The sequence below is a fragment of the Alteromonas sp. ISO5 genome (assembly GCF_058105165.1).
Genome location: NZ_CM176572.1, coordinates 141831 through 157229 on the forward strand (window position 1 = coordinate 141831; position 15399 = coordinate 157229).

The window sequence follows — 15399 nt, forward strand, 5'->3', positions numbered from 1 at the left end:
GAAAGAAGGAAAAAGGGGGAAAAGTGGGAAAACCTGCTCTTCTTAGAAGCAAAGCTAAGGTGAAGTGGGTAATTAATTCTAAAAAGATCTGAGATCCTCGTGATAAAAATATTTATCGTGGATGGTAATCCTGCATATTCAGCGTATTTTTGATCGCCGGGATCTTATCTTCACTGTGATGATTAACATACAGCAATGTGGTATTGCCTTCCCGTGCCAGTAAATCGAGCATGGCCAGCACCTTGGTGCGATTGATCTCATCCAGACCATTGCAAGGCTCATCAAGAATCAACAGGCTAGGATGTTTCACCATCGCCCGCACGATCAGCAATAAACGCTGATCGCCAAAAGATAATGACTGAAACGGCGATTTTGCTTCTTGCTCCAGGCCAACCGCAACCAGCCACTCCCGGCACAGTAACCGCTGCCGATCGGTGGGGGTTTTGTACAGGCCAATACTGTCGTAAAAGCCGGAACACACTACATCTGCAACCGAGCAGTTAACACGATACTGCAAGTGCAAACTGTTAGAAATAATGCCGAGGTGCTGTTTTATGTCCCAGATGCTCTCGCCACTACCGCGCTGATAGCCAAACACGTTTAAATCATTGCTATAACACAGTGGATTGTCACCGGTGATCAACGTCAGCAAACAGGTTTTGCCCGAGCCGTTGGGGCCAGATACCTGCCAGTGCTCACCCGGCTCGATAGTCCAGTTAAGATGTTCAAAGACTACGTTATCACCCCAGGCGACCCGGCCACTGTTAAGCCTGACCAGTGGCGCATCCGGGTCGCTTAACACCGGCGCATGGCAATCGCTGTCGCGTCCGGGCAGTGTTTCGACATTTTGTTGCATGTGCATAATTTGCCTGAGGGGCCGCAACGCGGTGTCATCAAGCGTGTCACCATCAATTTGCCAGGCGATGCGACCATTTTGTAAGAACAACAGGCGCCGCGCCCAGACAGGAATTTCACTTACCCGGTTCACCACCATAATCAGGGTACAGCGGGTGCGCAGCTTATCAAGGTATTGGGTGAACCTGCCCACCGTTTCAACATCTAGGCCATCAAACGGCTCATCCAGTACCAACCAGTCAGGCTCCCGCAGCAGCTCTCTGGTTAATAACACTTTACGCGTCTCACCGGTAGACAGGGCCAGAAAATCGCGCTCCAGCAGATGACAGATACCCAGTAGCCCGGCCAACTCTGTCATGGCTTCCGTGACGCCTTGCCCGGCAGTCTGATCCCGCAGGATAATCTCTTTTGCCGTGCTCGCTACCGGCACCACATCGAGAATATCAGCGTCGTCTTTACGGCGCTCAGCTTCTATAACAGCCTGCTGTTGCCCCACACTCACCCATCCGCAGCGGCCGCTTAATTGCCGCTCGCCACTAAGCTCTTTCCCCTCTCCGGCAAGCAATGCAGCCAGAACCGATTTACCGCTGCCATTCAAACCACTAATAATGGTGTGTTGCCGCTCTGCAATAGTCAGTGTCGGACCTTCAACGGTCAGAGTTGCCGATAATTTTACGCTGGGATTAACTAAAGTGAGTGACATGAAAAACGTTCCACAGGATGGTTCAGGTTTATTGGATATCAATAAAAAGGGTGGGCTCTCGCCCACCCTTTTTGTTTTCTTTGCCGTGCAGTAAATTACTGCTGTGGCGCCGCCTCAGCCTGCTCTGCTGGTGCGGGTTCCATTTGCATGGCTTTGATTGGACTTTCAGCATTGGTAGAAAGCTCAATCAGGCGGTTAAGCTGACCTAGAGACAGCATCATGGCGTACAGAGCACCCATGAAACCGGCTCTGTGCAGTTCTACCACTTGCTCGTCTGCCAGCTCGACCAGTTTCTTCTCATCGATGGTCAGGATACCACCAACGTTTCGGCCCTGGCCGTTGCTGTACTGAACGCGCAGTTGCATTGGGTTTAACAGGTCCAGCTCTACCACTTTAGAGACGAACTGCTGAGTGAGCATTTCGCTGTTGGCCAGGTCGCCAAGTAGTTGCTGACGGTTGTTCAGAAAATCTGATGGGTTACCATCTTCTTTGAACAACGGCTGACCTTCTTCTTTGATCAGGTCACTGTTTTCATCGATATAAACGCCCAGCTTGTCGCCATCAGGACGCACGTCGAACGGATAGCGTATGATGTTCATCGGGATATGCGGTGCATTCCACTTGCCGTCCTGTAAAAACAGGTTTTGGCCTGGTTCGATGCCCAGCATTGCCACTACGTGATGTTTGTTAGTTTTTGGATCCTGGATAAACACCAGTGGCATAGCGCCGGCTAATTGTGCAAATTCACGAATTGATGCCGCGGCCAGGTGGGTATTTTTCGCGTATGGAAAAGCAGGATCTACCGCTACTTTCAGATCTTTATGTTTATTTTTATCCAGCGGTACGAAGTTCATTGCCATAAGTACTATCTCGATTCAATTGTAATGTGTGGTCTGGTATCCGTATCAGACACCAACACCTGTTATTTTTTAGTTAATAAGGGTCTGACGACATTATTCAAGGGGGCGCATACCAACAAGTTGGTATTTTATTTACGATACCCGCTATGGCGCCGGTCTGATGGATGTATCCCCACAGGTAGTCCATCCTGTGCCGGTCACACTTCCCGCCACCTGTTGTGTCTCTGATGCCAGACAATCGCCGGGCAGTATGGCGTATTTCAACTTGCGCGTCCAGCCACCCAACAGTCAGTCCGATAAGAGGGTACCCCAACAAGATGAATAAAATATTAAAGCAAACAAACACCTTCCAGAATAAACCACCAGGTGAGTAAATTGAAAAATCATGGTAGGTTTATAAAAAAACACTTACTCACGTTAATACTTACAGGGATTTACATCATGAAGCACGCTTTCTTGCTGGGCACTGTTTCGGCACTCGCACTATTAACAGGCTGCCAGTCGACATCTGCACCCAGTCAGCCGCCCAAAGGCTTGTCTACAGCGCAGGACATTGCCCAACGTTATATTATTGTGGATGGTCACATTGATGTGCCGTACCGTGTTCACAACAAATGGGTAGATGTCACTAAAGCCACCGAAGGCGGTGACTTTGACTACCCACGTGCAGTGAGCGGTGGCCTGAACGCCCCTTTCATGTCGATATACGTGCCCGCCAGCCTCGATGACTCAGATGAATCTACGCAGCTTGCTCACATGCTCATCGACAACGTCGAGGCCATCACAGCCCGCGCCCCGGATAAGTTCGCCATTGCCATGAGTCCGCGGGACGTACGTGAGCAATTTGCCAAAGGATTAATTTCCCTGCCCATGGGGATGGAAAATGGCTCGCCAATCCAGGGAGACCTGAAAAACCTCGAAATTTTCCATCAGCGCGGCATTCGCTATATTACGCTGGCGCACTCAAGAGCTAACCATATCAGCGACTCATCCTACGACATACGCCGCAAGTGGAATGGTCTGAGCCCCTTCGGTAAAGAACTGGTAACCGAAATGAACAACATTGGCGTGATGGTGGATATTTCCCATGTCTCCGATGATGCCTTTTATCAGGCTATCGAAATCAGTAAAGCGCCGGTGATTGCCTCGCACTCTTCATTACGTACCTTTACGCCGGGCTTTGAACGTAATATGACCGACGACATGCTGGTAAAGCTGGGCGAAAATGGCGGTGTGGTAATGATTAACTTTGGCTCTGGCTTTGTGACCAAAGAAGCCCGTATGTGGAGTGATAACCGCACCAAACAACGCAATGCCTTAATCAAAGAGTTTGGCGCTGATAGCGAACAGGTAGCGAATTTTGCTGATAATTACAGCAAGGAAAATCCTTATCCCTACTCCACATTAGCCGACGTACTCGACCACATTGATCACGTAGTAGGCCTTATTGGCATTGACCATGTGGGCATTGGCTCTGACTACGATGGCGTTGGCGACTCGCTGCCAATTGGACTCAAGGACGTTTCGTCTTACCCGTCACTGGTGCAGGGACTACTTGACCGGGGTTACTCAGAAACCGACATTGCCAAATTGCTGGGCGAGAACCTGCTGCGGGTATGGACGGAAGTAGAAACCTACGCCGCCGCGCATTAGCCCGGCACATTACACTAATTCACCGGGCTAAATCAGCAGCAAATGGGTTTACCCGGTGAAAGCAAAATCAGTGTTTCCCTGTCTGTTATGAATATCGTATACTCACGTTAGTACAGTGACCGGATTATTCAGTGCAACGGCTATTTTGTTACTTTCTGCTAAGCATGCTGATTATTCTGCCGACATCAGGTCAGGCGGACAGTCTGCGTATGGCGGAAACACAGGTAGCGCATACCATGCAGACAGAAAACACAGACTGTATGATGCATCAATCTGGCAAAGACATGATTCATACTGCACACGCTGAACAGGCCGACGCCTCTTCAGTTGCGGATTGCTGCCAGAGCGAGCACGAGCATAATTGCGCTCAGCAAACTACCCCCTGCGCTAAGAATGGCTGCCAGTGCGAGCATGCCAGTTCCCACTTAGTCAGTTATTTGGCCGGCATGTCAGCCCCCCTTATGGTCAAAACCGCTGCAAGCCAAATTGTTGGTCAGCCTGTAGTGGCGTTTTCCGGATTCCCCACCTCGTTGTTTCGCCCTCCAATAAGCCTGAGTTAACCATACCTCTCATTAGTCCAGTGCCTGAGGCATTGTGACCGGGTGTCTGTACCCGCTTTTTAAAGGTTAACCATTGAGGCAAGTATGAAACTTCCTTCTTTATATGTCGTGTCAGCAGGTATTTTACTGAATTGCTGGCAGTTTTTAGCTACAGCACAGCACGTCCAACAGCCACAGTTACCACAGTTACTGTCGCAAGCGTTAAGTGAAGATTATGCCCTGGCCCGAAGCCGACAGAGCGAACACGCTCTGGCAACTCAGAGCAATGCGGTACAATCTATGCCCGACCCTCGGGTGTCAGTGGGTATGCTCAATGTCCCCACCGACGGATTCGCTCTTAACGAACAGGCCATGACCCAACTTAAGGTGGGGGTCAGCCAAATGTTACCCCGCGGAGACTCTATAGCCCTGCAACGCAGCGCGCTGGCAGCCAAAGCAGCTGAGCACCCGGCCAGACGAGCTTTGCGCAAAGCTGAAGTCACCCGGGCTATCACACTGGCGTGGATTGATATTATTCTTCTGCACAACAGTAAGACGCTGGTTAGCAAGCAGCTACAACTGCTGGATCAACTGACCACCGCCATTAAAAATAACTACGCCAGCTCTTCAGGTGCCAGTCAGTATGACGTGCTCGGTATGGAATTGCTGCATACTGCACTGGAAGACCGTCTGGAATCGTTGACCTCTGCGCAGCAAGCTGCCATTGCCGGTTTATCTAACTGGCTGACCCCAATGCAGCAGGCCACGTTAACCGACATCACTCCGAATCAGGCCGATCAACGTTGGTTAACCAGTCTTCTCGAACAATCACTTCTGCCTGGCGACACTTCGGCACTACTGGAACGTTTACAGCAACACCCGCGGGTTATCAGTCGCAATGCCTGGATTGATGTGCAGAAGATAAAACAGCAGCAGGTGGCAACCAGTTTCGAACCGCAGTGGGAGTTTAATGCCAGCTATGCGTATCGCCAGGAGGCATCGAACAACACTTCCCGGGCTGACTTTGTGTCGGTGGGAATGAGTGTTGATGTACCGCTATTCTCCCGCAAGGTGAAACAAGCCGCTCTGGCTGCTACCGTGGCCGAAACAGAAAGCCTGGAAACCGAAAAACGTCTGGTTATCCAGCAACAGTTCAGTGAGGTTAATCAGCTCTATGCCCGTTACCCCTCTCTGCATTCTCGCATTAACCGTTATGAACAAACGTTATTGCCGCTGCGTCAACAACATTACGAAGCTGCACTTAACGCTTACACCACCGCCAGTGGCAACTTTTCCGATGTGATGCAAAGCCACCTGGCGCTGATTGATGACCAGCTGAAATTACTAAACCTGCAAGGTGACATGGCTGCGCTGATGACCCGGCTCGACTATTTTCTTAACCCCACCTCACCGCTTTACGGAAGTTCACTATGAACCGTTTTATTGTGCCTGTTATTGCCCTGATAGTCGGGGTAGGTATTGGTTATACATTGTTAGCCGCCCCCCCCCCACATGGTGAGGGTAATGCCACCGCCGCTAATGAAAAGGAAGTTCTTTACTGGGTCGCACCAATGGACAGCAGTTACCGCCGGGATAAGCCGGGCAAATCGCCCATGGGCATGGATTTGGTGCCCGTCTATTCCGGAGAAGAAAGTACTCCACCGGGAACGGTGAGTATTTCACCGCAGATTGTTCAGAGCCTGGGAGTAACCACAGCCATAGCCCGAACCCGCTCGTTGTCAGAAGCCGTGGCGGCCTCCGGTGTTGTGGAAGTTGCCGAAGACAGGATTATCCACGTTCACCCCAGAGTGAGTGGCTGGGTGGAACAACTCACTGTCAACACTGACGGTCAGCCGGTGAAGCAAGGTGATACTTTATATACCCTTTACTCGCCAGAATTGGTCAATGCCCAGGAGGAATACCTGCTGGCCCGCAATCGTAATAATCAGTCACTGATCAACGCAGCCCGAGACAGGCTCACTGCCCTGCAATTGCCGGCTAAGGTTATTCAAAACCTGGATAGAACAGGACAAGTGCAACAACGAATCGCCTTTGAGGTTCCGCAGGACGGCTATGTCACTAACCTCAATATTCGCCCCGGTTTTTATGTCACGCCGGGCGTTACCATGCTGGCCATAGCCAGCCTTGAGGACGTCTGGATTACGACCAGCATTCCCCAGCGCTACGCCAATAGCCTCACTGAAAACCAGTTGCTAAGCGTAACGCTGGCAGCCTTGCCGGGAGAAACATTTACCGCCACTGTCGACTTTATCTACCCTGAGCTCGACAGCAAAACCCGCACCCTCAGAGTCCGACTGAGACTGGATAACCCTGACGGCCGCTTGAAACCCAATATGTATGCCACCGTATCATTCGATACAGCAGGGGAAGAAAGCCTGAGTATACCGCGCTCTGCGCTGATAAGAACGGCCGCCAACGATCGTGTGGTGCTGGCACTGGGCAACGGTGAATTCCGTTCAACGGCGGTGGCGCTTGGTCGCATCACTGCAGACTATGCCGAAATCACCACAGGCCTTAAAGAAGGGGATGAAGTGGTAATGAACGGCTTATTCCTGATTGATTCAGAAAGTGCCGTAGATGCCGACCTGTCGAGGATATCAGGCCAGGACGATAACGAGAGTAATGATACCCAGTGGGTAACGTTAACTATCGAGGCTATTGATAGCGAGGCGCGAACACTGACCGCCAGCCATGCTCCTGTGGAGGCCTGGGACTGGCCCGGGATGACTATGGATTTTGCCATCAGCAACGAAGTCAGCCTGGCTGACCTCAGTAGCGATATTCGCCTTGATGCCGAACTGAATCGTGATAGCGATGGCATGGTAGAAATTATTGCGATTGATACCAACAGCATTGCGTCGAGTGTTCCTTCAGCCACGGTTGATGGCACCATTAACAATATCAATGAACAACACCAAACCATGAATATCTCCCGTGCCGCCATTGAAAAGTGGGGACGCGGCCCTGCAACCATGGATTTTACCCTCAGCAGCCATATTGACCCGGCTGACTGGCAACCAGAGCAAGCTATCCGTTTTACTTTTGAAATTAGAGACGGCGAGTTTGTTATCACTCATATTGAACCCGCCATGGCCATGTCTCACGACATGGACCATGCCGGTCACTAGCAGGAACCAGTCATGATAGCAGTGATTATTAACTGGTCGCTTAACAATCGCGTCCTGGTATTGCTTGCGGCACTGATGCTCACGGCGGCAGGCATCTGGTCGATAAAACAAACCCCCGTAGACGCTATTCCGGATTTATCCGATGTCCAGGTGATTATTCAGACTAACTACCCTGGGCAAGCCCCCTCAGTGGTAGAGCAGCAGGTTACTTACCCGCTGACGTCAGCCATGCTGTCGGTACCGGGTGCGCATACTGTTCGTGGGTTTTCGTTTTTTGGCGACTCCTATGTGTACATTTTGTTTGATGATGACACCGACATGTACTGGGCCCGCTCCCGGGTGCTGGAATACCTTTCTCAGGTAGCCCCGACTCTGCCAGCGTCAGCGAAACCAAGGCTCGGCCCCGATGCCACCGGCGTGGGCTGGGTGTATATGTACGCGCTGAGCGATCCGAGTGGCCACCACGATATCGATGAACTCACCAGTTTGCAGGACTGGTATCTTAAATTTGCCCTGCAATCGGTACCTGGAGTGTCGGAAGTCGCCACCGTTGGTGGCATGAAAAAGCAATATCAAATTGTTGCCGACCCCAACAAACTGGACGCCTATAACCTGACGATGGGCCAATTAGAACAGGCGGTCAGTCAAAACAATCAGGAAGTGGGCGCGTCAGTTATTGAGATGGCCGAAGCGGAATACATGGTCACGGTCAGTGGCTATATTGAGACCCTACGAGATATTCACCAGATTACCCTGAGAGTCTCTGATTCAGGCACCCCCATCACCCTTGCTGATGTGGCCGACATCAGAGAAGGACCGGCTCCACGACGGGGCGTCGCTGAACTCAATGGCGAAGGCGAAACGGTAGGGGGAATTATTGTGATGCGCTATAACGAAAACGCGCAGCAAACCATCGATGGAGTTAAAACTAAACTACGCGAACTGCAGGCTGGCCTGCCTGAGGGGGTGACGATTACTACGGTCTATGATCGTTCTAATCTTATCGCCAGCGCCATTGATAATCTGTGGGATAAGCTACTGGAAGAACTCTTCATTGTGGCGCTTATCTGCGGGCTGTTTTTACTTCACTTGCGCAGCGCGTTGGTCGCTCTGGTGACACTGCCACTGGGCATACTCGGCGCTTTTTTACTAATGCACTGGCAGGGTATTAATGCCAATATTATGTCCCTGGGCGGCATTGCTATCGCCATCGGCGCGATGACCGACGGCGCGATAGTCATGATAGAGAATTTTCACAAGCATCTGGAAAAAGCCCCGCCCGACGCTGACCGCTGGGAGTTGGTCAGTAAAGCCGCAACCGAAGTCGGCCCTGCGCTGTTTTTCAGTTTGCTGATCATCACGGTAAGCTTTTTGCCGGTATTTATTCTCGAAGCCCAGGAAGGCCGGATGTTTGCGCCGCTGGCTTACACCAAGACCTTTGCCATGGCCGCGGCTGCGGGTCTGGCCATCACATTAATCCCGGTGCTTATGGGATATCTGATCCGCGGTAAGATTGCGGCGGAAGATCGTAACCCGGTTAACCGTATTGCTCAGGCGGCTTACAAACCTGCCCTGAGACTGGTGCTGCGCTTTCCTAAAATCACCTTACTGTTGGCCTTGCTGATCACACTCGCCGCTTACTACCCCCTGTCGAAACTGGGCAGTGAATTTATGCCACCTCTGGACGAGGGAGACCTGATGTATATGCCGACCACTTACGCCGGCGTATCCATTGCAGAGGCCCGGGAGATTCTGCAACAAACCGACAAACTAATCCGCACAGTACCTGAAGTAAAAACCGTGTTTGGTAAAGTGGGCCGGGCTGAAACCGCAACCGACCCGGCCCCGTTGACCATGATTGAAACCTTCATTCAGCTCAAACCCAAGTCACAGTGGCGTGAGGGGCTCACCAGTAGGGACTTACGTGATGAACTCAATAATACTGTTGCATATCCCGGACTGACCAACGCCTGGGTTATGCCCATTCAAACCCGTATCGATATGCTGGCCACCGGCATTAAAACGCCACTGGGGATTAAAATATCGGGTCCGGATGTAAAGCAAATTGAGGCCATTGGTGCCAACATCGAAAAACTACTTGGTGATCTGGATGGTACTGAGTCGGTGTATGCCGAGCGCGTCGCAGGTGCCCGTTATATTCATATTGATATCGACCGACTGGCGATTAGCCGTTATGGGTTGTCGGTGGCTCAGGTGCAGCAACTTATCAGTACAGCCGTTGGCGGTAAAACCATTACTTCAACAATCGAAGATATCGCCCGATACACGGTGAATCTGCGTTATCCTCAACACTACCGGGACAGCCCGGAAGCATTGGCGGACTTACCGTTCGTGGCCCCCGGCGGAGAAAGAATTACTCTGGGTGATATCACCGATATCCGCATTGCTGAGGGCCCTCCGGCCTTAAAAAGTGAAAACGCGCGGTTAACCGGTTATACCTTTATCGATGTTACTGGTATCGACATTGAAAGCTATGTTAATCAGGCAAAGCGCGAACTGGATGAAAAATTAAATCTCCCCGCCGGTTACACACTGCAATGGGCCGGACAGTATGAATACCTTGAACGGGCGATGCAGAAACTAACGTTTGTAGTGCCCATGACACTGGCAGTGATAGTGATCTTACTGTTTATGAGTTTTCGCCGTTTGAGCGATGTGGTACTGATACTCGGTACCCTGCCAATGGCCCTTATCGGTGGAGTATGGTTACTCTACGCACTCGACTACCATCTTTCTGTGGCGGTTGGCGTTGGCTTTATTGCACTGGCCGGTGTGGCCGTTGAAATTGGCGTTATTATGGTGATCTATCTGAATAGCACTTGTGCGCAAGTGCTGCCGTCAGAGAATGAAGAGGTGATCACCAGTCTGCGCAAAGCCGTTGAACAAGGCGCTCTTAAACGCGTGCGTCCGGTGCTGATGACAGTATTAACGGTAATGATTGGTTTATTGCCGGTTATTAGTGGCACCGGCACCGGTTCGGAGGTCATGAGTCGGATCGCCGCCCCTATGGTGGGCGGCATGGCCAGTGCGCTGGTGCTGTCTTTACTGGTGGTGCCGGCGGGATTTTTCCTGATCAAGCGGACTAATCTCCGCTAGCCCGGTTATTGCACACGACTCAATGTATACTAAGCCCTGCCATTACGGCAGGGCAAACTCAACAAATCCGCGTAACGCTCTGGCCATGGGGAAAAACTGCGGGTTTACCTGAGGGATCGCACAGGTTTCGCTTAAATCGGCACGACTTTTATCAAAATCCATTTTTTCCAGCAGCAGACGGTTAACCACCAGATCGGCATGACATAACTGGTATTGCTCATCGATAACATAAAAGGTGTTATCCGCATCCACATACGTCAACAGGTTTTGTACGCCTTCAATAGGCGTGGTCTGATCGGCCTGGGAATGGGCAACAAAAACCGGTACCTCTATCCGAGCTCCCTCCTCAAGACGTTCGCGGATATTGCGAATAAGTTCCATTAATTCAAGACCGGCAAAGCTTGCCACCTTAGGATACTTTTGGGGATTTGGTCCGCCAGTCTGATAATCGCCATCGAGTAACTTAGCCAGGGTCTTTATACCCCATAACTTCGACAGTGATTCCACGTTGCTATTCAGCGCCAACGCACCGGAAAACAACAGAATTCCCTGCACGTTTTGCGGGTTAGACAGGTAGTAATCCACCGACAGCGCGCCGCCAGTAGAAAAACCGCCTAACACCACTTTATCGGTGGATTGCAGGGCAAGATCCACTACGTCTGCCAGATGTGCCTGCCAACGCTCAGCCAGTTGCTCATCTTCCATAGCGGCATCAGCGTCTTTCAGACCATGTCCAGGCAACAGCGGCGCGATAACGGTATAACCGGAGTGATAGAGTTCATCGGCAATGGCTGAGACGAAAAAGGGGGAGTCACTGAGCCCGTGGGTGAGTACAACAATCGGGCTGTCTGCTTGCTGAAACAAAATAAATGGTGCATTACCATCGCCTCTCAGCGCCGGTGAACACACTGCATAACGATTAGCGGATGAACTCAGACACTTTTGCGTACTACCGAGTTCCTGTTCGTAAAGCGCGGTAAATGACTGATTCAGTGCAAACTGAGATTGCCCTGTCGCCAGCGCAGAAAAACACAATGTAGTGGCCAGACAGACCAGATGTAACAACGACTTCACTGGTTGACTCCATTAAAAGAAGCAAAGGCGCCTACTATGGCGGCCTTGCCTGTGAATTGCAATCATGAGCAGGAAAACAATAGCGGGTTAACGCTCACTCAGTCGTAACATCAAAATAGCCGCACGTTTCGCCTGCGCAGGTAATGCACTGACCAACGCAGTTTCATTTACCGTATGACCACCTGAGCCACTCATACCCAGACCGTCCAGGGCCATTTCTACATATTCAGAGGTGAAAGAGACATCGGCGGCGCCAGCATTGAGTGGATTAACCGCTGCCACGCTGCCCTGACCAAGATCCTGACTGACTTTGCTGTAAATACTCAGCAGTTCATGATTGCCCGGTTTTGGCGATAAGGGCGGGTAGCCCTCACCAAACTCTATGACGGCACTGGTTTCAGGCAGGCTCTGTTTCACAATCGCCTGCATTTTGTGCTGAACCCGGACTAACTGCTCTTGGGACACCGCACGGATATCGCCAGTCACAATGGCATGTTCAGCGACCACATTGTTTTTGCCAAATGTGCTGCCTCTGTTGGTAAGTTTATCGTGAGAAACTTCTGTACCACCCATTATTCTTCCTGGGTTGAATGTAAGTAACTGTTCACTTCGCAGTTTATCGTAAAAACTGGTTAAGATACGCGAGGCTTCATAAATCGCCCCGGCTCCCACAGTGGGTTTAAATACCTGTGAGGAATGCGCCGGCGTGCCTTTCACCGTTAACACCCAGTCAACCGAGCCCCGCCGCGAGACATTGGCGGTAGCCGGATTACCGTCACCATTCTCAAAGCCCAGTGAAATATCGGCCCATTTGGCGCCGTCGATTAAGGCTTTCTTAGACAGGGCTAACGGGCGGCCACTGAGCTCCTCATCGCCGGTCATGACCACCATAATATTCATCGACGACAACTTGCCGGCGGCATGGAGTGCCCGCAGTGCTTCCAGCATTATAATATTGCCGCCTTTCATATCGGCAACGCCAGGCCCCTTAATATGTTTGTCGTCCACCCGGATAAAAGTCTGGAACGGACTGGTAGGTTCAAACACGGTATCAAGGTGGCCAATCAGCAGCATTTTGGGCCCTTTGCCTCCTTCAAGCCTGGCTACCAGGTGCCCGGCCCGGTTAAAGGGCTTGCCATCTTCAAACCAAACATCAAAGCCCAGTGACTCGAACTCTGGCATGAGTTGCTCGGCCACTTTTCTCACCCCGCTAAAGTTCATGGTACCGCTATTTATGTTGACACTCTTCTCCAGCAGGCTCATAGCCGCTCCTTTACGACCGTCAATAAAATCAGCCATCTGCTGCTCGTCGCCGGATAGCGCCGCGGTAGTTGTCAGTGAGAACAGCAGACTGGTAGCGCAGGTAAGTGTTGTCAGAAAAGAAGGTTTCAATGTGTTTGCCTCTATATTGAAGTGTTTTTCTACTATGGCAAAAACGATTGATGATAACGAGAGGAATAACGATAAAAGGCCATTAAAAACAGATTGCAGGTAACCCTTTAATACGTCCTTTGACTTCAGGACCAGAATCGCCATACTGAGACTATTAAAAAACAAAGTCCACGCCTGTTAAGGATTACTCATGTCAAAGAAAGTGTATTGTAGCGCCCAGTTTTTACCCAAACCTGGCAAAGAAAAAGCCTTGTTCAAAGTGCTCCAGAACCTGGAGCCCAATACCCTGAGAGAAGATGGCTGTATCCAGTATATCGTTACCCGCCATATCACCAGCCCATTCGCTGAAGGCAATAGCTTTCCCATTGCGTTTAATGAGATCTGGGCCAATATGGCCAGTTTTGAAGCACACTGTCAGCGTCAGGAAATCACTGATTTCTTTGCCACCTATTGCCAGGCTGAAGATGGATTGGCTGAAGACTGGAACGTGAGTATTTATACCGATGAACCAGAAGACTTCGACGCCCCTCAGCTGTAACCCAATCCGCAAGTAAAAAATCCACCTTCTAAAGAAGGTGGCTCTGCGTTAACCCTCTATAAGGGGGCCCTATTTAAATCGAAGAAAGAACAATACTTGCGCCCTTCTTCAGTGTTGTCATCGTCTCTGGCATACATAACAAACTAAAAGAATCATCACCGATGAGGATTCAGTCGATGCGGCACAGGGACGTGCCGTCATTGACGGTCTAATTTGTTCTGCCAGGGACGATAACGCTTTTCACTGAGAAGGGCTGCGGGGAGTCCAACAATCTATAAACATCTTTCTTTGCTAACTTATAGCTATACGGGCAAAGCCCGATAACCACTTACTGAAGTAGGTGGTTTAGGACCGAAAACAAAAACACTCGCCAATTGACGAGTGTTTATCAGATTAATTCGGCGCTATTCGGCGAAATACGCTTCCAGATCATCGCTACCGCCAATATGCTTACCACCAATAAACACCTGTGGCACAGTGTCTCGACCGCTAATCGCTTTTAATGTAGTCAGCGTAGCGCCCTGCCCCATCACGATTTCTTCGTATTTAAAGCCTTTGTGCTGCAACAACGCTTTCGCTTTAGCGCAGTATGGACAACCGGGTTTAGTAATAATCGAAACCGGTTCAAGCTTCACCGCATTCGGCGCAATATACTCAAGCATGGTGTCTGCATCTGAAACTTCAAACGGGTCACCAGGCTTGTTCGGTTCAATAAACATTTTTTCCACTACGCCGTCTTTTACCAGCATCGAGTAGCGCCAGCTGCGCTTACCAAAGCCTAAATCGGCCTTATCCACCAACATACCCATGCCTTCGGTAAATTCACCGTTACCATCAGGCACCAGAGATACATTTTCTGATTCCTGATCCGCTGCCCAGGCATTCATTACAAAGGTGTCATTAACGGAAATACACACGATCTCATCTACGCCGTGATCTTTGAATGTGTCGGCCAGCTCGTTATAACGTGGCAGGTGAGTCGACGAACAGGTTGGCGTAAAAGCGCCTGGCAGAGAGAATACCACAACCGTTTTACCGGCGAAGATATCGTCGGTAGTACGATTAATCCACTGCTCACCTTCACGGATGGCAAAGGTTACATCAGGTACTTTTTTCCCTTCATAAGAGGGTTTATCAATGGGGTGTGTCATCACATTCTCCTTAACATTTTAGATCAGTATAACCCTAACCTCACAGAGCACCAGCGGTAAATACCAATCAATATAATCACTATTAACGATTAAAAATAAAGAATACAACAGTAAAAGAAAATCAAAAAAGGTAAGGGTATAAACTTCAATCCCTTAATATAGATTTCAATGCCCCTGACGAATGGATGCTGAGCCCCCGATACTCTATTATTTGTTCAGAAATTAACGGGTGCTACACAAGCATTCCCGCAGTACATGAAAAAGGCAAAACACATCGAAAGATGAGTGACGCAAAACCTCCGGTCTACGTCAACAGATAGGATAGCGGGGTTACCGAACACTGCGCAGTGGCGTCGGCTCGCTTCCCC

General features: G+C 50.4%; 11 protein-coding genes and 1 riboswitch. Of the genes, 6 read left to right on the forward strand and 5 right to left on the reverse strand.

Annotated elements, in window-relative coordinates:
* Positions 1-112: 112 nt before the first annotated feature.
* Both modF and AC2T0J_RS00635 read right to left on the reverse strand, forming a co-directional pair.
* Positions 113-1558 carry a molybdate ABC transporter ATP-binding protein ModF gene (gene modF, locus AC2T0J_RS00630; RefSeq protein WP_489808277.1) on the reverse strand — a complete coding sequence of 482 codons (1446 nt, stop codon included), beginning with the start codon at positions 1556-1558 and terminating at the stop codon, positions 113-115.
* A gap of 95 nt (positions 1559-1653) precedes the next feature.
* Positions 1654-2418: a SapC family protein gene (locus AC2T0J_RS00635; RefSeq protein WP_489808278.1), complete on the reverse strand. Its 765-nt coding sequence runs from the start codon at positions 2416-2418 to the stop codon at positions 1654-1656.
* A 441-nt stretch (positions 2419-2859) separates the two neighbouring features.
* Here AC2T0J_RS00635 and AC2T0J_RS00640 point away from each other — a divergent pair, with 441 nt between their 5' ends.
* The 5 genes from AC2T0J_RS00640 to AC2T0J_RS00660 all read left to right on the forward strand — a co-directional run bounded on the left by AC2T0J_RS00640 (position 2860) and on the right by AC2T0J_RS00660 (position 10876).
* The gene (locus AC2T0J_RS00640) at positions 2860-4071 is read left to right on the forward strand and encodes a dipeptidase (protein ID WP_489808279.1); all 1212 of its coding nucleotides are present in this window, start codon (positions 2860-2862) and stop codon (positions 4069-4071) included.
* A gap of 131 nt (positions 4072-4202) precedes the next feature.
* Positions 4203-4631, forward strand: a complete 429-nt coding sequence (locus AC2T0J_RS00645) for a hypothetical protein (RefSeq protein WP_489808280.1) — start codon at positions 4203-4205, stop codon at positions 4629-4631.
* A gap of 84 nt (positions 4632-4715) precedes the next feature.
* A complete protein-coding gene (locus tag AC2T0J_RS00650) occupies positions 4716-6044 on the forward strand; it encodes a TolC family protein (RefSeq protein WP_489808281.1) in 1329 nt (442 codons plus the stop codon).
* Entirely contained in the window at positions 6041-7759 is a 1719-nt protein-coding gene (locus AC2T0J_RS00655) for an efflux RND transporter periplasmic adaptor subunit (RefSeq protein WP_489808282.1), read from the forward strand. The genes AC2T0J_RS00650 and AC2T0J_RS00655 overlap by 4 nt, the downstream gene beginning before the upstream one ends.
* A gap of 12 nt (positions 7760-7771) precedes the next feature.
* The gene (locus AC2T0J_RS00660; protein WP_489808283.1) at positions 7772-10876 is read left to right on the forward strand and encodes an efflux RND transporter permease subunit; all 3105 of its coding nucleotides are present in this window, start codon (positions 7772-7774) and stop codon (positions 10874-10876) included.
* Positions 10877-10918: 42 nt separating this feature from the next.
* Here the strand turns inward: AC2T0J_RS00660 and AC2T0J_RS00665 are convergent, their stop codons facing one another.
* Both AC2T0J_RS00665 and AC2T0J_RS00670 read right to left on the reverse strand, forming a co-directional pair.
* Positions 10919-11950, reverse strand: a complete 1032-nt coding sequence (locus tag AC2T0J_RS00665; protein WP_489808284.1) for an alpha/beta hydrolase — start codon at positions 11948-11950, stop codon at positions 10919-10921.
* 87 nt (positions 11951-12037) lie between these two features.
* Positions 12038-13342 carry a M20/M25/M40 family metallo-hydrolase gene (locus tag AC2T0J_RS00670; protein ID WP_489808285.1) on the reverse strand — a complete coding sequence of 435 codons (1305 nt, stop codon included), beginning with the start codon at positions 13340-13342 and terminating at the stop codon, positions 12038-12040.
* Positions 13343-13532: 190 nt separating this feature from the next.
* On the opposite strand from AC2T0J_RS00670, the gene AC2T0J_RS00675 reads away from it, so the two are divergent.
* Positions 13533-13880, forward strand: coding sequence for a putative quinol monooxygenase (locus AC2T0J_RS00675; protein WP_489808286.1), 348 nt, complete (start codon positions 13533-13535; stop codon positions 13878-13880).
* Between the two features lie 404 nt (positions 13881-14284).
* Here AC2T0J_RS00675 and AC2T0J_RS00680 read toward each other — a convergent pair whose 3' ends face one another.
* Entirely contained in the window at positions 14285-15031 is a 747-nt protein-coding gene (locus tag AC2T0J_RS00680) for a glutathione peroxidase (RefSeq protein WP_489808287.1), read from the reverse strand.
* A gap of 253 nt (positions 15032-15284) precedes the next feature.
* A riboswitch (cyclic di-GMP riboswitch) is annotated at positions 15285-15369 on the forward strand.
* The last annotated feature ends 30 nt before the right edge of the window (positions 15370-15399 follow it).